Source organism: Caldithrix abyssi DSM 13497, from assembly GCF_001886815.1.
GTDB lineage: Bacteria > Calditrichota > Calditrichia > Calditrichales > Calditrichaceae > Caldithrix > Caldithrix abyssi.
In genome coordinates, this window is the sequence record NZ_CP018099.1 from 2,852,657 (window position 1) to 2,869,739 (window position 17,083).

The following is a 17,083-nucleotide window of genomic DNA, read 5'->3' on the forward strand; positions in this document are numbered from 1 at the left end:
TTAAAAGAAAATCTTTAAATGAGGCAATGTTTGCGAGTATGTTTTAGAAAAAATTCAACCAAATAAAAATACATTTTTAAACAACAATATTCGTAATTATTTCATTTTTATGGATTTGTACACGTAACTGAAAAATAGTCTCCAAAAACTTCTCATTATTTTCTCATAAGTGCGGCGTTAAATTTCATCTTAAAGGCAATATTTTTCCTTGGCTGTTTACGATCCAGCGCAGGACAGACAAAGTAGGAAATGGGATTAACGGCATGAACGCTTGCTGACGATCGCCTAAAAATCAATTCGATCGTCTAATAGCGAAAGCGGGAAAAGAGGTATGTAAATCAAATTTGTTTTCGCGCGGATGAAAGATGGCTGCAGAACGTTGCGCTTCACTACAAATCAATCGGCCGCCGGAAGGCGATGATGGCCTGCCACTCTTCTTCTGTTACCGGTTGAATGGAAAGGCGGCTGCCCTTTTTGAGTAGCATCATGTTTTCCAGCTGCGGAATCTTTTTGAGTTCATCGCGAGTAATGGGCGGATTAAATTCCTGGATGGCCATAATTTCCACGCCGTACCAGCGGGGATGTTGCGGATCGCTTTTCGGATCAAAATAGTCGGATTCGGGATCGAAGGCCGTGGGATCCGGAGAGGCCTCTTTAACCACGCGGGCAATGCCCACAATAGCCTGCGGTTTTGCAACGCTGTGGTAAAAAAACAACAGATCGCCTTTTTTCACCTCATCGCGCAACAGATTGCGCGCCTGATAATTGCGCACACCGTCCCAGAAAACCGTGCGCTGCGCTTCATTTTTCAAATCTTCCCAGGAATAGGCCGAAGGTTCACTTTTAAACAACCAGTATTTCATGATCCATCCTTATTGATTAATTTCCATGTTAAACATAGACGCATGCTCACGAATATCCCACTCCCGTTCGATGAACTGCGTACTCTCCGTATCCATTAAAACGCGGCAGATAAAGCGGGCCACGATTTCAGGAGCCAACAATTTTCCTTCCTGTTTTAATTGAATAAAGCGCTCCAGCGCCGGGAAGTCCTCTTTTCGCGCCAGACGTACCTCATCCTGCATGGGCGTATTGACCACGCCTGGCCGCAGACTGCCCACATAAATTTCTGCAGCATTCAGTTCTTTATTCCACACCTGGTAAAGCATGTGCAGCGCCGCTTTTGAAGTACAATAAGCGCCCCAGCCGGCATACGCATGGTGCGCCGCTCCGGAAGAGATGTGCAGCACTCTGGCGCCTTTTCTTAAAAAGGGCAGCAATTCCTGCGTTAAAAAAAGCGGCGCTTCTACGTTGACGGCAAAATGCTGACGCCACTCGTTCAGGGTTACCGCCTTAAGCGCTTTGACCGGCTGGAGCTGCGCCGCATTGTGAATTAAAAAATTCAGCGCTCCGTCTTTTTCAACGCGCGCCCTGATCAGCGCTCTACCCTGTTCGGTAGAAACATCCGCTGCTAAAATTGAAATACGTTGCGGATTTTGTTTTTGAGTTTGTTCCAGCTTTGACAGACGGCGGCCAACAGCCAGAACCGACACACTGTATTCATTGGCCAGACAAACAGCCAGCGCCTGACCGATTCCACTACCGGCGCCTGTAACTAAAGCAATGCGTTTTTCGTCCATGCTCTTATTTCCTGTCTTTTTTGAAAGTTTAACCAACGTTTTAAAATACAAAAAAATTCCGGATCAGGCCAGTTCCGCCGCCGGCTGCAGCCTTAAGATTGGATGTAAACTTTCAGGAGTGAAAAAAATCAAGTTAATCTTTTAATCATATTAATACGGTTCAAGAACCACCTCTAAACCTCTAAACTCTTATACTCTTAACTTTTCACACTCGCCATGTCGGCAATTCAAAGGGGCCTGGATAATTAATTAAAAACCAGGCAATAAACTTGCGACGGCCGTAGCCTTTAGTTATATTTCAATCGTTGAGGGTAAAAATGCTGGAGGAGGTAATGAAAAAATTAACCTATTTTCCAGTTTTATTAAGCCTTGCCTGCAGTCTGCTGTTTAGCCAGTCCAATTTCAGTGTTGATGCGTACAGTCAATTTCTTAACCAGAACAAGGACCTGACCTATCTAGCCTTGACGGAACGTTTCCCGTTAAAATCGACCTATTACAAATTTGCGCCCGAGCAAATCAGGCTGAACGATTTTTTGTATTTTGACTCCGTTATGGCCAGCTACCATTTAACAGAGGAAGAGATTGCCCTTTTAAAACAGAACCATTTTGTGGTTACGGAACGCCTTACTTTTGATTGTTTTGGGGAGGCGTTGCATGATATTTACATCAACGATTTGCCCGTTTTTCTTTCTACCGATGCCGTGCTGCACGCCCTGCACGCTTCGTATTATCAAATCCTTTCAGACGTGGAACTTTCTCTGTTAAAACCCAATCTGCGTAAAATTTTAGACGGGCTATACCATTCTTTTTCGTTGCTGGCGCAAAAGTACGAGCATGATCAAGCGCTTAGCGGCGCGCTGGGCGATGTGGATATTTACGTTACCATGGCTCGCTCCCTTTTAGACGGCCAGCAGGCGCCGTCCCAATACATTGCACAGGCGAAAATCGATACGATCTGGCAGGCCATCGCCAGTGAACAAGTAGTCAATCTCAAGCTGTTCGCCGATCGTTTTCGTTCCATCGACGGCAGCCAATTTAAGGTTCGCGGACACTACACTCGAGACGGGTTACCCGAATATTTTAAAGCCATGATGTGGCTGGGACGCATCGATTTCTTTTTGACCCCGCCTCCGGAGAATCCCTGGGAAGCGCCCTGGAGCCGTGAAGAAATAAGACGAATGAATTTGGCGGCCTTTATGCTCGACGAGCTGCTCGACATGGCAGGCGTCCGTCCCCTGCTAAAAGAAAACGACCAGATCATCCGTTTTCTGGTGGGCGAAAGCGATAATTTAACGCCCGCCGAAATCAACGATCTTAAAACGGATCTGGGACTGACCGACGCCGGGCAATTACTGGATGACGACACCTACGACCTCTATCAGGAAACATTGCGAACTTCCGGATTGGGGACGCAAAAAATCCTTTCGCAGATCATGATGATGAATCCGTTCGATCCCGAACCCGGCCGGCTGCCGCTTTCCTTCCGTTTATTAGGGCAGCGTTTCATCATCGATTCCTACATCTTTTTTAATGTGGTTTTTGATCGCATCGAGTTCCAGGGCGAAAAAGTGTGGCGCCCTTTGCCCGATCCGCTGGACGTGATGTTTGTGCTGGGCAATGACGACGCTCTTTACCTGTTAAAAGATGAGATAGAAACGTACCGATACGCTTCGCAATTGAACGCCCTGCGCTACCTGGTGGACGCCTACGATGAAAGTTTTTGGGAAGCCTCGCTTTATAACGTGTGGCTGAACGCCATTCGAACGCTTAATCCCCAACCTTCTATGGCAACCATTCCAGATTTTATGAAGACGGCCGCCTGGCGGCAAAACAAATTGAACACGCAACTGGCTTCCTGGTCGCAACTCCGCCACGATAATTTACTCTACGCCAAACAATCGTACACCGGCGCCGCAGGATGCTCCTATCCTTACTCGTTGATCGAGCCCAATCCCCCATTTTACGCCGCCATCCGACAGTTTGCACAAATGGCTTATGAATACTTCCGACAATTTGGAAACGATGAAAATTTTCTACTCTCTAACATTCAAAATTACTTTGCACGATTAAACGCAACAATGACGCGGCTTGAACAAATTGCACAAAAAGAACTGGCGCAGGAAACGCTTAATGCCGATGAAATTGACTGGCTGCAGCGCATGCTTTTTATCAACGCTCAAAGCGGCGCGCCGCCCTTTGACGGATGGTACGCCTGGCTGTATTATGTGCCCGAAGATGCCAGCAAAGAGGACTACCCAATCGCCGATGTGCACACCCAACCAACAGACCAGACGGGAGAGCCTGTAGGCCATGTTTTGCACGTGGGCACGGGCAAAATCAATTTAGGCATATTCCTGGCGCCCGCCCCTTACGAAAATCACCCGCCCGTGGCCTTTGTGGGGCCGGTCATGTCCTATTACCAAACAATAACCGACAATTTTAAGAGAATGACCGATGAGGAATGGGCGGAACTGGTAAAAGCAAACAAAGTTCCGCAACGGCCAGATTGGGTCAATATCTACCTGGCGGATGCCGCAGGCAAACAGCGTCTGCCGGGCAGAGAGCTCCCCGCCAGAATCTACACGAGCCTGCAGCCGGGCAATGGCAGTGCGCCGCAAAACTTTGTACTGTATCAAAATTTTCCGAATCCGTTCAATCCACAAACCACCATTCGTTACCATATTGCAGAAAAGACGCACGTAAAATTGACGATCTACAATCTGGCCGGCGAAAAAATTGTCACTCTGGTTGATAAACAGCAAACAGCCGGAGAGTATCGCCAAATATTCAACGGGCATAACCTGCCAAGCGGTATTTACATCGCTCGATTAAAAACGCGCAAGCAAACACAAAGCATTAAAATGGCGCTGATTCGCTAATTGGCAGAACGCTGCCGGTATTTTCTTTACAGTCAGCAAATAACGTTTTGTCAAGCGTTTTTGTTCATCAAGTCGAACAGGCGATCGGCAAAGGCCTCAATCCATGGCGCATAATAGGCAAAAACGCGGATTTGTTCTCTTTTCTTTAACAATTGGCGGCGATCTAACTTCCCCACGTGAAAAAGATAAAAGATCATCATTAAAGAATTAAAGTAATCGAGGCCATGCCTGTCTGCGCGCGCCAACACCTTGCGATCATCGGAAATGACCGGGCAACCCAGCTTCAGCGCCAGGTCAATTAGTTGCCGGTCGGCCGGCGCACGAGACAATTCATCGAACACCTTAATCGAAAAACTTGCTGGCAATCTCGCCTCATGCAGTACCGCTGCGGGAGTGGTCAATTCCAGTTGCGCGCCCAACTTGGCCAGAAGATTAATACGTTGCAGGTAAATCATTGAGCAGGCGTCAATAACGGCGCATTGTAATTGATCAAATTGACGGAGGACCTTTTGCGGATCAATGTTTGCAACTTTTGCATCTTTTTTCATATCAAAAAATTAATTAATTTTAGACAAAAAACAACAGGAGAAAAGGGCCATGCCAATCTACGAGTTTTACTGCCATCGATGCAACACCATTTATAAATTTTTAAGCCGCACAATCAACACCGAAAAGATACCGAACTGCCCGAAGTGTGAAACGGTTAAATTAGAGCGCCGCGTTTCCACCTTTGCCACCATCTCTTCGCTCAACAACGATTCCGAAGGCGACGACGAATTTGCCGGAATCGATGAAAAGCGCATGGAGCGTGTTCTGGAATCGCTGGCGCATGAGGCGGAACACATCGATGAAAATAATCCCCGTCAGCTGGCTTCGTTGATGCGTAAGTTTGCAAAAGAAGCGGGCATTAATTTTGGCGAAGGCATGGAAGAAGCGATCCGCCGCATGGAAAAAGGCGAGGACCCGGAACAGATTGAAGAAGAATTAGGCGACGCCATTGAAAACGAAGACCCCTTTTTATTGAAAAACTTCCGACACATTAAGGGCCAAAAAGCCAGACCAAAGATCGACGATCATTTGTATGATTTGTAAGGTGAATGGCCGGGTGGTTGAATGGTTGATCTAAAAGTCAGGGGGTGAAAGGGAAACCGTTTCAACGGTTTACGCGAGTGAACTGCGAGAAAAAATGTGTCAGCGGTGGACGCTTTTCACCGTGATCGAGTTGGAGCCGTGCAAAATGTTCCTTTTCGTGTTGGAATGAATCCACCAACGCCAGAACGTCCGCCTGTGCTTCTAAAACCTGCGCACAAAGGATGACTTCACCATCCAACACTGCTTATATTTCCTTTATTTACGGCTTTGGCAAAATTCCATTTTAAAGCATGGCTGAAACCTGTGCCTGCGGAATGGCGCCGAAGCGTCGTTCACGCGATTTAAATTCGTCCACGGCCCGGGCCAGTTCTTCTTCTGAAAAATCGGGCCACATGACCGGCGTAAAATAGAACTCAGCGTAAGCGCATTCCCACAGCAGAAAATCGCTCAGTCGCTGCTCGCCACCCGTACGGATCAACAAATCCACATCGGGCGCAGCGTCATCAGAGTGCATGGCCCTGGCCAGATATTGGGAGAATTTTTCACGCGTTAAATTTTGATCGTCGGCCGCCATTTGTGCGGCGCGCATTAAAACCTCGCGGGAGGAATAATCGATGGCAAGACGCAAATGTAAGTTAGTTCCGAGTTTTGTTTTCTCTTCCGCATCCTCCATCTGTTCCACCAGAGCGGAACTCAGACGATCGCGACGACCGATAAAAGAAAGCTTAACCCCATTTTCAATACTGGTTTTTACCTCGCTGCGCAACTTATTCTGCAAAAGCTGCATCAGCATAGAAACCTCTTGCTGCGGTCTTTTCCAGTTATCAGCCGAAAATGCATACAACGTTAACGTTGCAATGCCATATTTGGGCGCGGCTTCAATAATCCGTTTTGCGGTTTCGGCGCCCTCCCGGTGCCCCCAGAAACGCGGCTTACCCCGTTGTTGGGCCCAACGGCCATTGCCATCCATGATTATGGCTACATGTAAAGAAATATCCATTTTATCATCCGGTCTGGTCAATTTCAGATGGTTGCTCATAATCTTCCTGCCTGTTAATTATTTTGCCAAACATGATTGAATTAGTTAATTTTATTGCTTAGTTAGAATTAGTGTATTTAATAACATTGGTAGTTAGTGAAATTGATTGTAAGAGTCTTGAGATAATTGTGAGAAAAAAATAAGTTGTGCAATGAATAATACAATTTCGGGCTTTCGTTTCGGGGAATTTGAGCTGGATCTAAAAAATCGACAGCTGAAAAAAAACAATCGTGAAATCCCTCTTAACTCCAAATATTTTGACGTCCTGGTTCTGCTGGTCGAGAATCAGCAACAATTAACCACCAAAGAGCGCATTTTTGACACCGTCTGGAAGGACACCATTGTTACAGAATCAGCCCTCAGCCAGTGCATCAAAGATATTCGCAAGAGTCTGGGAGATAGCGCCCATCATCCCACGTACATCAAAACCATCGCCAAACATGGCTACATGTTCATTGCCGATGTTGAGCCTGTTTTAAGCGAACGATTTAGGAAGGCGGAAAAGGCCGAATCCTTCACGCGTCCCTACAAATTTCTGGACTATTTCAAGGAAGAAGATCAACATCTGTTTTTTGGCAGGGAAAAAGAGATCGATCTGCTTTTCTCAAAAATTCTTGCCCATCGTTCTTTTATTCTTTACGGCAAATCGGGCGTGGGCAAAAGCTCGCTCATTCGCGCCGGTCTGGCGCCGGCTTTTAAAAACAGCGGCTTCCCGACTTTCGTCATCCGCAGTTTTCATGATCCGGCCGATCAACTGTTGCAATCGTTCAACAACTTAACCGGCGAAACAAACGAATCGCTGCAACAAATTGACTGGCAAACCCTGTTGACAAAGATCAAGCATCGATTAAAAAAATCCTTTATCATCTTTTTCTTTGACCAGTTTGAAGATTTTTTTCTGTTATTAAAAGAAAAAGATCGTCAGGCGCTGGTTGATGTTTTCTCCAAAATGCTAAACGATGAACAGATCAATATTCGCCTGGTGTTTGTGCTGCGCGAAGACCTGCTGGCCGAGATGAGTTACTTTAAACCGCTTCTGCCGGAAATCTTTCATCATGAATATCGTTTGCTAAAGCTGGGCAGAGAGCAGGCTGTTAAGGCCATTCTGGAGCCGGCCCGTGCAGTCGGCTGCCCTTTTGATCCAGAGCTGGCCAAACGTATTTTAAAAGACCTGGCCAACGGCGATCAACCGATCGATCCTCCCCAACTGCAAATCGTTTGTGATGCGCTATACGATGCACGTGACGCTCAACATGGGATTACGCTGCAAAAATATGAAGCTATGGGCGGCGCGGCACAAATTCTGGAAAATTACATGACGCGCGTGCTCCATCGCTTTGACGGCGCCAAGCTGCACCTGGCCAGAGAGATACTCAAATTATTGATTAGCTTTAACGGACAGCGCCTGGTTGTGCCCGTAGAGCAGATTGTCAGCCGTTTTGCCTCTTCCGATCATCCTGCGCAAGAAATACACGCACTGATTAATGAATTGTCAGACGCGCGCTTAATCCGCATTGGACGCCAGGAGGGCAAAAATTGGGTTGAATTGAGTCACGATTTTCTACTACCGCAAATTAAAAAGTGGATCTCAGATGAAGAAAAGGGGTTGTATCAGGCGCGCTCCATCCTGGAACGGGGCCTGGAAGCCCACCGACACCACGGTCTTTTGCTCGACGAAGACGCCATTCAAATTGTTTTGCCTTTTGAGCGGCACTTGCGAATGACGCCTGAGGAAGCGTCTTTTCTGGCCAGAAGCTTACTATATCGCAAATATGTGCTGCCAGATTGGTTGAAAAATCAGGTCCCTGATCTGGCCAATCTTTTAATCGAATCGCTAAACGATGACGATCCCGCTGTGCGCATTGTCGCCGCCGAATCCAGCCTGCACATCCACCATCCACAATTGGAACACGCGCTTTTTAAGCTTGCACTGTGGGATAAAGATTTGAATGTGCGCAAGACGGCCAGTATTGTTTACTTAAAAAACTACGGCCGCCAGGGGCAGAACAAGCTGGCCAGAGGGAAAAATGATAAAAAGGCGGGGTTGGTGCGGCGCGCCATCAGCCTGGCCTTTGCGCGTGATTTTGACATTCATCTGGTGTATTTACGTAAACTCCCCCTGATGGTAATTCTTCTGGTGGTTACGGGATTGATCTGGGTGCGTCTGTATCGTAATCGAAAACAGATTTCGAAAAAAATTAGCGGTGCCACCTTTGGCGCCACCATGTCAGGGTTGCTGGTGGGCTCGTTGCTCACATTGATGCTGGCTTTGCTTAAACACCATCACTCTTTCGAAGCCATAACCTATTTACTGGTGCTCATTTCATTGGGCGGCATGGCTTCATTCTTTGCCGGGCTGGGCATCAGTAGCGGCATTGCCACCATGCGCTATGTGACCTATCGCCATAGTTTGTGGTGGATGGTGGTTGGCGGAACCCTGGGCGGCCTGTTGATCGGCGGAATGATTAACCTGATCGGCGTGGACATACTGCGCACGCTTTTCGGACAGGAATTGATTAATATTACCGGCGCGCTGGAAGGAACCATTTTAGGTTTCTGCCTTTCTCTGGCGCTGACCATTTCTGAAATATTTTATCCGAAGCATCGAATGGCAAAAATCCTTACCGCTGCCCTTTTTTCCACCATTGGCGCGATCACCCTTTCTCTTTTCGAAGGCAATCTCTTTAGCGGAAGCATTGCCGCCATCTCCCGTTCTTTCTCCAAATCTCAGATCAACCTCGAACCGCTTGCCTCTCTTTTGGGCGAAGTCCATTTCGGTCTTATTTCACGTCTTGTGCTCAGTTCAATTGAAGGATTTTTATTTGGCGGTTTATTTACGGCTGGAATGGAGATATTCGGCAATAAACACAAAGAAACACTGTTGTAGCGGTTCATATCCGATCACGGCCTGAATTTCCGACATGGCGAGAGTGAAAAGTATAAGAGTTTAGAGGTAGTTTTTGAACCTTGATTAATATGATTACAGGATTAACTTGATTTTTTTCGTTCGTGTAAGTTTGCACTCAAATTTAAGGCGAAATTTTGTTGGCACAAAAAGCAAATCATGGAAATCCCGAAATCAGGTAAATCATGGTTCAAAATTGAATGGTCGCCGGCCTGGCTCTCCTCTTCCCGCCTTTGCACGAAACTGCCCAGCGCGGGAATCTTTTACACCGTTGGAAATAATCTGCCATGCGAAACTTCCCCCTCTCCCAGACTTTTATTCTGGGAGAGGGGGAATTAAAGGGGGTGAGGGCCACTCCGGACATTTCCTGCCACCGTTGGGCAAAAAAGTTAAGAGGATAAGAGTTTAGAAATTATGATGTAGTTTTTGAACCTTGATTAATATGATTACAGGATTAACTTGATTCTTTTCGTTCGTGTAAAGTTACACTCAAATTTAAGGTGAAATTTTGTTGGCACAAAAAGCAAATCATGGAAATCCAGAAATCAAGTAAATCATGGTTCAAACTTGATTGGCCGCCAGCCTGGCACTCCTCTTCCCGCCTTTGCACGAAACTGACCAGCGCGAGAGTTCTTTACACCGTTGGAAATAATCTGCCATGCGAAACTTCCCCCTCTCCCAGACTTTTATTCTGGGAGAGGGGGAATTAAAGGGGGTGAGGGCAATTACGAGCAATAAAAAACTATTTTTAATTTTTACATTCTTTGCGCCCTTTGTGAATTCTTTGTGCGCTCTGTGGTTGCTTAACCCCCTGTTTTTAAAATAAAAAAGCCTGCAAAAGCAGGCTTTCTCTAAAAAAATAGCAACCGCAAGCATTTTAAAATTTGCGTACTCTGGCGGCCTTTTTCATCGCATTTAGAGAATCTACCACTTCTTTAATAAGCGGCTCATTATAAAGAACATCGTATTCGCTGCGCAGTTGTGCTGCCAACTGATCTTTGTATTCTCTGGCGCGCTCGCCCATTAAACGATTGCGCACAAAACGCTTGACTGTTTCAAAATCTTGATTGTTCCATTCTCGCTTGTGCTGCTCGTAATAGGCTTTAAGTTCGTCGTCGGTTATTTTAATTTGCTCGTTTACCAGCCGCTTAAGCGCCTCCCGCTCCAGTTTTTGCATACGTATCCGTTGATACAAAGATTTGAATTGTTCGTCATTTAGCAGGCCCCGGGCCACGCCGTCGGCATACATTAAATTTCCGATTACCATCGTTTTGATATGATTCTCAATTTCGTCGTCGTAACGTAGCGGTACGCGCCGTGATGCCATTGATTTATTGTAGATCGTAACAAAACTATTAAGCGTAAATTGCCCGCCTTTATAGGTTACCAGCGGTTCATCCAGTTTTTCTTTGGGAATAGCCGAAACGTCCAGTTTTCCAACTCGATCAATCGGTACAAATGCTTTCTTAATTAGCGGATAAAGTTCCTTGTTAAAGGAAGCCTCGTATTTAATGAACAGGCTGTCTATATAATTATTACGGATTTGATTCAGTTTATATTGCAGTAGCCGCTGTTTTAATTGCGCCTTGATCTCGCTAAGAGGCCTGTGTTCGATAGGTTTTTTATCAAGGATTTTTACTATGTTGTACCATCCGGCAATATAAATTGGCCTGGAAAGCTGGCCTTTTTTCAAGCCGAAAATGGCCTTTTCAAATTCAGGATCCAGACTGCCAGGAAAAATATAATTTGGCACTTCGCCGCCGTGTTCAAACGTTTGAACATCCAACGAATATTTACGGGCAATTTTCCCAAAATTCGCTCCCCGGCGGAGGGCGCTGTAAAGCGAATCCGCCAGATGTTTAGAGCTGACGCGTAAATAGGCAATCTTAACCTTGTATTTACTTTTATCGTAAAGCTCCTGAATTTCCTGATCGCTAACCTCCACATTAGCTGGAATAACCTGCCGATAAAGCGGACCGTTCATGCCGGTCATGGCACGTATCTTTAGCTGCTCCATCGCCTCTTTCATCTCTTTCTCTTCTTCGATTCCCTGGTCTAACAACTTGTTTACCAGTAAATAATTTTTCACAAAATACTCGTCGATAAATTTCACAACATCGTCTCTGGAGAATTTTTTCGCCTCGGCAAACCCCTTACTCAAACGAAAGCGATTCATAAATACTTGTTTGTCCACACTTAATTTGCCTACCTGTGCAATATCTTTTTCTGGATTTGAAATTTCATTTTTCTGACAGGCTACAGTCATTAAAAGCAGAACAATAAGAAGACTAAATAATTTACGCATTACGGCTCCCTTAATTTTTTATTGCTTAAAAACTTTTAATTTACTGATTTTAATAAAATAAATCTATTTTTTTATCACTTTGCAAAAATGACCCGGCAGCGCAGGTCATTTTTTCATCAGCACAACGTCGTTCAAAGCAATTGTGTTCGCCCGGGTTTTGCAAGATTCGGATGGCTTTTATCCATTATCAGGCGGAGTAGGACGTTTTTTCGTACTATGAATGAAACCGCACAGTGCAGGCATACAATGCGAGGACACCGGCCATCTCCCCTTACATCTTTTTCCTCGAACGCTACTGATTTGAAGTAATGTCTTAAATTGTGTAAATTGATTTCAGTAAAATCAAATACGTGTCGGTTAAAGATACCGTTAAAAAGGAGGGAAAAGATGGACAAAGACCATTTAATCGTTGAATATATGCGCATTTATTTTCATTCTCATCCGGAAAAGGTGCCCGATAACCCCGACGAAGCCTTTGCGCTTTTTCAAAAAATGCACAAAAAGTACAAAACCAAGTACATCAACGAATTCAAGGAAAAAAGCGAAAAATATGTCGATCGCTTTTTTGATCGGAAAGATAAAGATAATTACTATTAAAGCGTGATAAACGCGGCCCCTGTTAAAATCAGTATGGTGCCGGATAGAGCCTTGAGGTAATGACGTTCTTTTAAAATGAAAAAGGCCAGCAGCGTACTAACCAGTACGCCTGCCCGCTTAAAGGCGATTACATAAGAGACAAACGTTAATTTGATGGCCACCAACTGACACCAGGCCAGCGCGGCGCTAACAATGCCAATCAATAAGATATATTTTTTGCCGCCGGAAGTAATTTTTAACGCTTCCGGCTTTTTTATTGAATTTCTGTTTTGCCATTTCCCCCAAAATACAAAAACGCCTCCCAGCGCCAGATGAATAAAGGCGCCATAAAATTCAGGCGAGCTGGCGTTGACGGCAATCTTTTCCACGCTGGCTGTAATACTCCAGATAAAAGCCACCAGCACCATCATCCATATTCCCTTTTCGCGCCAGTTGATTAAATGACGCCAGCCTTTTTCTTTCAGGTTCTCTGGAAGTTGCAAAATAAATCCACCCAAAACTATGAAAATAATGCCAACAATCTTGCCCTTAGTTAACGCCTCGCCCAGAATCAGATAAGACGTCATAGTCAAAAACAGAGGCGTAAGACCAACATAAGGCATAACAATCGAAACAGGATAATGGGCAATGGCCTTTAAAAGCAAATGATAAGCCACCGTATTCAATACCAGGCTGATTGAGAAGGCCATTAAAAATAAACGTAACTCTACTCTGGTTGGAGATAAAAAAATTGCAGGAAGTAGAAGAATCCCTGCAATAAGGAAGAGATACTTTAATACAAAAGTTTGCTCAAAATATTTAGAAAGAATTTTGAGGAGAACAGACTGGACGCCAAAAAATGTTCCGGTCAATACTGATAAAATAAACCATAATTCCATTTAACAACCGGTTATTTTTTACCTCCATGCTCTTTCTTTTTCTGGGAGATCGTTCCGAAAGATACGCCCTTAATTCTTTTGTAAAGTTCTTCCCGATATATTTCCACATCTTTGGGAGCGTCGATTCCTAACTTGATCTGATTACCGCTAATATCAACAACAACAATCCTGATATCGTCTCCGATGGTGATAGCTTCTCCCAACCTCCTTGTTAAAACCAGCATAAATCCTCCTCCCGGTAGGTTCAACTTTGCCAATTTGGTGTACGCTTTTCCAAAAACGCACTAATGCCTTCAAAAAATTCTTCCGTCGATCTGAATTTCGCATTAATTTCAGATAACGCTTTAATTTCCGTTTCAATTTCCTGATACGTTAAATCCAGAAATAAACGTTTGGTGGTGGCCATGGCCTGCGGCCCGTTATTGACCAATATACGCATCCATTCATGAACTTCCTTTTCAAGGTTTTCATCGCTTGCCACTTTATTGATCAATCCATATTGCAAAGCCTGTTCGGCGGTAATAATCTCGCCAGTTAAAAGCAATTCCCGCGCTTTTCGTTCACCAATTTGTCTTTTTAAAAAGGCAGATACCAGGGCGGCTACAAATCCAATTTTGACTTCCGGATAGCCGAATTTAGCGCCTGGCCTGGCAATAATCAAATCACAAACCGATGCCAGTCCACAGCCGCCCGCCAGAGCCGGGCCGTTTACCACAGCAATAACCGGTTTGGAAAAAGAGTAAATTTGCAAAAACAATTTTCCCAGGCTCAGTGAATCTTCAAAATTTTTCTGATAATCGAAATTTCGTAATTCTTTTAAATATCCCAGATCAGCGCCGCTACAAAAGGCTTTCCCTGCGCCTCTTAAGGTTACCACTCTAACCTTTTTATTGTTTTCCAGCCCGGAAAAGGCCGTTTTTAATTCTTCGACCATGACCTTATTCAGTGCATTTCTTTTCTCAGGACGATTTAAAATAACCTGAGCAAAGTTATCCTGAATTTCAACTTTAATGGTCTGGTAGCTTTTCATGTTTGAATAACTCCCGGATTAAAAGTCTCAAATTCTGGAATATTGCTGACCGCCTCCAGAGTAACAATCAGACGCTGGCGCGTTTCTTCGGGCAATATCAATTCGTCAACCCACAAACGAGCCGCCGCATAGCGCGGATCGGTCTGTTCCTCATAGGTCTCTTTAATGGTTTTGAACAACTCTTCCTTTTCTGCATCGCTTAACTTTTTACCGGAACGCTCCATTTGCCTGACGCGTAAATCCAGCAGCGTGTTAGCCGCCTGGGCGCCGCCCATTACGGCATATTTGGATGTCGGCCAGGAATAGATAAAATTGGGATCATACGCTTTGCCGCACATGGCATAATTTCCTGCGCCGTAAGATCCACCAATAATCAAACTGATTTTAGGCACCACCGAATTAGAAACGGCATTAACCATTTTAGCCCCGGCTTTAATGATGCCGTTTTGCTCTGCCTCCAGCCCTACCATAAAGCCGTTTACATCGTGAATAAACAGCAGCGGAATGGTATTTTGATTACAATCCATGATAAATCTTGCCGCCTTTCCAGCGCTCTCCGTATAAATGACGCCGCCAAATTGCGGCGGCTTTCCCTTTTTACGTATGTGCCGTTTTTGATTGGCGATTATTCCTACCGGATACCCCCCAATATGAGCATATCCACATACCAGCGTTTGCCCATAATCTTTTTTATATTCGACAAATTCCGAATTATCTACTAAGCGAGCAATGATTTCCCTCACATCGTATTCCTGGGTGGGATTAAACGTCATAATTTTGTACAAATCGCCGATCGGATAACGCGGATCCCTGGTTTCAATACGACGGATGGGCGATTGTTTTGCATGGCCCATTTGTTTTACCAGTTTGCGGATGTGCTTTAATGCCGCCGGATCGTTAGGTTCTTTAAAATCAATGGTTCCGCTGATTTCTGCATGCATGGTTGCCCCGCCCAGCTCTTCGGCAGAAACCACCTGCCCGATAGCCGCTCTAACCAGCGCAGGCCCGCCTAAAAACAGGCCGCTGCCCTCCGTCATCAAAACCGTGTCGGTCATTACCGGTAAGTAAGCACCGCCGGCCACGCACATGCCCATGATGGCAGTAATTTGCGGAATGCCTTTTGCGCTCATCCGGGCGTTTAAGTAAAATACACGACCAAAATCATCCTGATCCGGGAAAACATCCTCCTGCAAAGGCAAAAAGATGCCAGCCGAATCCACCAGATAGATAGTTGGTAAATGATTTTTAAAAGCGATGGTTTGGGCTCTGATGACTTTTTTGGCGGTCATGGGGAAAAACGAACCGGCTTTCACCGTGGCGTCATTGGCAATGATCATGCACAGCCGACCTTCAATATACCCCAGGCCGCAAATGGTGCCTGCCGCCGGCGCGCCGCCCCACTCTTCGTACATCTTGTAAGCGGCATAGGTGCCCAACTCATAAAAAACGGTGCCAGGATCAATCAGATGTTTGATGCGTTCGCGAGCGGTCAGGCGGTTTTTGGCGTGCTGGCGTTCAATGTTTTTGGGCCCGCCCCCCAGATGAATGGCTTTTCGTTCTTCCTGAATGCGCGCCTTTTCTTTTTGCCAGTACTCCCGGTTGGCCTGTGATACCTGAGAAGCAAAATCGAATTGGGATTTAAGAATGTCGTCGCTTTCGTTCTTCAACTTAATCTCCTTATTTTGGCCGATATTACTTCCAATGCAACAAAAATTTTAATTTAGAGCTTTTTTAATAAAAAGCGCAGTGTCCGCGATCAATTTTTTATCTTTTATTGAAAATGGCAAAATGTGGTTATCCGGAAAAAAGTCCTGATATTTTTTGATCACCTGGCGCAGTTGATTTTTTGACAGCTTATCGGTTTTGGTCAAAACAATAAAAAATGGTTTTTCCTGATACTGCAACCAGTCAACCATCTGCGCGTCCGATTCCATGATGTCGCGGCGACTGTCGATTAACAGGCAAAGAATTTTTAAAAGTTTGGACTGAAGAAGATAGCTTTCTATCAATTTCTGCCATTTCAATCTTTCGCTTTTAGAAATTTTAGCAAACCCATAGCCCGGCAGATCCACAAAAAAATACTTTTTATCTACTAAAAAATAATTTATGCCTCTTGTTTTGCCCGGCGAAGAAGAGGTAAGCGCCAGATTTTTTTTCCCTAAAACCGCGTTGATTAAAGAGGATTTTCCAACGTTTGAGCGGCCCAGAAAGGCCACTTCGGGATATACCGGTTTCAAAATTTTTTCGGCACTTTTGACCGTAATATAAAATTCCGCTTGTTTAAATATGGGTGCTGCCATGATTCATTCTTCTCTAACTAAAAAAGAGCTCTTCAGATCGAGGAGCTCTTTTTCTTTTAACGGTTTGTCCTGCTTATTGATCCAGATGTGGTAGTAGTTTTTCGAGGATTACTTTTTTAGGAACGGCCCCGATAATTTGATCAACGGGCTGTCCGTTCTTAAAAATAAGCAGCGTGGGGATGGAACGGATTCCGTATTTCATGGAAACCTGCGGATTGTTGTCCACGTCCAGTTTACCAACCTTAAGTTTCCCCTGATATTCACTGGCCAGTTCTTCGACGATTGGCGCAATCATTTTGCAGGGCATACACCACTCTGCCCAAAAATCTATTAAAACCGGAACATCTGATTTTATTACTTCTTGTTCAAAATTATCATCATTTAGTACTACATAATTTCCCATAAATTTAAGCCTCCT

At 45.0% G+C, this 17,083-nt stretch carries 15 protein-coding genes and 1 pseudogene; 4 read left to right on the plus strand and 12 right to left on the minus strand.

The genetic code is table 11. The features are described from left to right. Positions 1–389: 389 nt before the first annotated feature. Together Cabys_RS11100 and Cabys_RS11105 are read right to left on the minus strand one after the other, a co-directional pair. Positions 390–863, minus strand: coding sequence for an EVE domain-containing protein (locus Cabys_RS11100; RefSeq protein WP_006930533.1), 474 nt, complete (start codon positions 861–863; stop codon positions 390–392). Positions 864–872: 9 nt separating this feature from the next. Continuing rightward, complete coding sequence (locus tag Cabys_RS11105) at positions 873–1,640, minus strand: SDR family NAD(P)-dependent oxidoreductase (RefSeq protein WP_006930534.1); 768 nt, start codon at positions 1,638–1,640, stop codon at positions 873–875. Between the two features lie 332 nt (positions 1,641–1,972). Here Cabys_RS11105 and Cabys_RS11110 point away from each other — a divergent pair, with 332 nt between their 5' ends. Then, a complete protein-coding gene (locus tag Cabys_RS11110) occupies positions 1,973–4,519 on the plus strand; it encodes a DUF3160 domain-containing protein (protein ID WP_006930535.1) in 2,547 nt (848 codons plus the stop codon). Between the two features lie 50 nt (positions 4,520–4,569). Here the strand turns inward: Cabys_RS11110 and Cabys_RS11115 are convergent, their stop codons facing one another. After that, positions 4,570–5,067, minus strand: a complete 498-nt coding sequence (locus Cabys_RS11115; protein ID WP_006930536.1) for a hypothetical protein — start codon at positions 5,065–5,067, stop codon at positions 4,570–4,572. Positions 5,068–5,116: 49 nt separating this feature from the next. Here Cabys_RS11115 and Cabys_RS11120 point away from each other — a divergent pair, with 49 nt between their 5' ends. Continuing rightward, positions 5,117–5,611 carry an FmdB family zinc ribbon protein gene (locus tag Cabys_RS11120; protein ID WP_006930537.1) on the plus strand — a complete coding sequence of 165 codons (495 nt, stop codon included), beginning with the start codon at positions 5,117–5,119 and terminating at the stop codon, positions 5,609–5,611. Positions 5,612–5,672: 61 nt separating this feature from the next. Here Cabys_RS11120 and Cabys_RS20080 read toward each other — a convergent pair whose 3' ends face one another. Both Cabys_RS20080 and Cabys_RS11130 read right to left on the minus strand, forming a co-directional pair. Further along, positions 5,673–5,849, minus strand: a complete 177-nt coding sequence (locus tag Cabys_RS20080; RefSeq protein ID WP_169833711.1) for a hypothetical protein — start codon at positions 5,847–5,849, stop codon at positions 5,673–5,675. A 45-nt stretch (positions 5,850–5,894) separates the two neighbouring features. Beyond that, positions 5,895–6,650 (minus strand): di-trans,poly-cis-decaprenylcistransferase, encoded by a 756-nt coding sequence (locus Cabys_RS11130; RefSeq protein ID WP_006930538.1) that lies wholly within the window; start codon positions 6,648–6,650, stop codon positions 5,895–5,897. A 151-nt stretch (positions 6,651–6,801) separates the two neighbouring features. Here Cabys_RS11130 and Cabys_RS11135 point away from each other — a divergent pair, with 151 nt between their 5' ends. Further along, positions 6,802–9,537, plus strand: coding sequence for an nSTAND1 domain-containing NTPase (locus Cabys_RS11135; protein WP_006930540.1), 2,736 nt, complete (start codon positions 6,802–6,804; stop codon positions 9,535–9,537). A gap of 895 nt (positions 9,538–10,432) precedes the next feature. On the opposite strand, the gene Cabys_RS11145 is transcribed toward Cabys_RS11135, so the two are convergent. Beyond that, positions 10,433–11,860, minus strand: coding sequence for a peptidylprolyl isomerase (locus tag Cabys_RS11145; protein WP_006930542.1), 1,428 nt, complete (start codon positions 11,858–11,860; stop codon positions 10,433–10,435). Between the two features lie 387 nt (positions 11,861–12,247). Here Cabys_RS11145 and Cabys_RS11150 point away from each other — a divergent pair, with 387 nt between their 5' ends. Then, complete coding sequence (locus Cabys_RS11150) at positions 12,248–12,457, plus strand: hypothetical protein (RefSeq protein WP_006930545.1); 210 nt, start codon at positions 12,248–12,250, stop codon at positions 12,455–12,457. Here Cabys_RS11150 and Cabys_RS11155 read toward each other — a convergent pair. The 6 genes and pseudogenes from Cabys_RS11155 to trxA form a co-directional block, all read right to left on the minus strand. Further along, complete coding sequence (locus tag Cabys_RS11155) at positions 12,454–13,335, minus strand: DMT family transporter (protein WP_006930546.1); 882 nt, start codon at positions 13,333–13,335, stop codon at positions 12,454–12,456. The genes Cabys_RS11150 and Cabys_RS11155 overlap by 4 nt on opposite strands. Positions 13,336–13,346: 11 nt before the next feature. After that, positions 13,347–13,559, minus strand: a complete 213-nt coding sequence (csrA, locus tag Cabys_RS11160; RefSeq protein WP_006930547.1) for a carbon storage regulator CsrA — start codon at positions 13,557–13,559, stop codon at positions 13,347–13,349. 20 nt (positions 13,560–13,579) lie between these two features. Beyond that, positions 13,580–14,365, minus strand: a complete 786-nt coding sequence (locus Cabys_RS11165) for an enoyl-CoA hydratase/isomerase family protein (RefSeq protein ID WP_006930549.1) — start codon at positions 14,363–14,365, stop codon at positions 13,580–13,582. After that, the gene (locus tag Cabys_RS11170; RefSeq protein WP_006930551.1) at positions 14,362–16,032 is read right to left on the minus strand and encodes an acyl-CoA carboxylase subunit beta; all 1,671 of its coding nucleotides are present in this window, start codon (positions 16,030–16,032) and stop codon (positions 14,362–14,364) included. Before Cabys_RS11170 ends, Cabys_RS11165 begins: the two co-directional genes overlap by 4 nt. Before the next feature lie 48 nt (positions 16,033–16,080). Then, entirely contained in the window at positions 16,081–16,665 is a 585-nt protein-coding gene (gene yihA, locus Cabys_RS11175) for a ribosome biogenesis GTP-binding protein YihA/YsxC (RefSeq protein ID WP_006930556.1), read from the minus strand. 73 nt (positions 16,666–16,738) lie between these two features. Next, positions 16,739–17,074: pseudogene (gene trxA, locus Cabys_RS11180) on the minus strand (thioredoxin); the annotation flags it as partial. Between the last annotated feature and the right edge of the window lie 9 nt (positions 17,075–17,083).

What these genes read in the sequence shown, in the direction of transcription:
- Cabys_RS11115 (WP_006930536.1), bottom strand. Translation starts at nt 5,067, where the DNA reads ATGAAAAAAGATGCAAAAGTTGCAAACATTGATCCGCAAAAGGTCCTC.
- yihA (WP_006930556.1), bottom strand. Translation starts at nt 16,665, where the DNA reads ATGGCAGCACCCATATTTAAACAAGCGGAATTTTATATTACGGTCAAA.
- Cabys_RS11100 (WP_006930533.1), bottom strand. Translation starts at nt 863, where the DNA reads ATGAAATACTGGTTGTTTAAAAGTGAACCTTCGGCCTATTCCTGGGAA.
- Cabys_RS11110 (WP_006930535.1), top strand. Translation starts at nt 1,973, where the DNA reads ATGAAAAAATTAACCTATTTTCCAGTTTTATTAAGCCTTGCCTGCAGT.
- Cabys_RS11155 (WP_006930546.1), bottom strand. Translation starts at nt 13,335, where the DNA reads ATGGAATTATGGTTTATTTTATCAGTATTGACCGGAACATTTTTTGGC.
- Cabys_RS11130 (WP_006930538.1), bottom strand. Translation starts at nt 6,650, where the DNA reads ATGAGCAACCATCTGAAATTGACCAGACCGGATGATAAAATGGATATT.
- Cabys_RS11165 (WP_006930549.1), bottom strand. Translation starts at nt 14,365, where the DNA reads ATGAAAAGCTACCAGACCATTAAAGTTGAAATTCAGGATAACTTTGCT.
- Cabys_RS11145 (WP_006930542.1), bottom strand. Translation starts at nt 11,860, where the DNA reads ATGCGTAAATTATTTAGTCTTCTTATTGTTCTGCTTTTAATGACTGTA.
- Cabys_RS11135 (WP_006930540.1), top strand. Translation starts at nt 6,802, where the DNA reads ATGAATAATACAATTTCGGGCTTTCGTTTCGGGGAATTTGAGCTGGAT.
- csrA (WP_006930547.1), bottom strand. Translation starts at nt 13,559, where the DNA reads ATGCTGGTTTTAACAAGGAGGTTGGGAGAAGCTATCACCATCGGAGAC.
- Cabys_RS11105 (WP_006930534.1), bottom strand. Translation starts at nt 1,640, where the DNA reads ATGGACGAAAAACGCATTGCTTTAGTTACAGGCGCCGGTAGTGGAATC.
- Cabys_RS11150 (WP_006930545.1), top strand. Translation starts at nt 12,248, where the DNA reads ATGGACAAAGACCATTTAATCGTTGAATATATGCGCATTTATTTTCAT.
- Cabys_RS11120 (WP_006930537.1), top strand. Translation starts at nt 5,117, where the DNA reads ATGCCAATCTACGAGTTTTACTGCCATCGATGCAACACCATTTATAAA.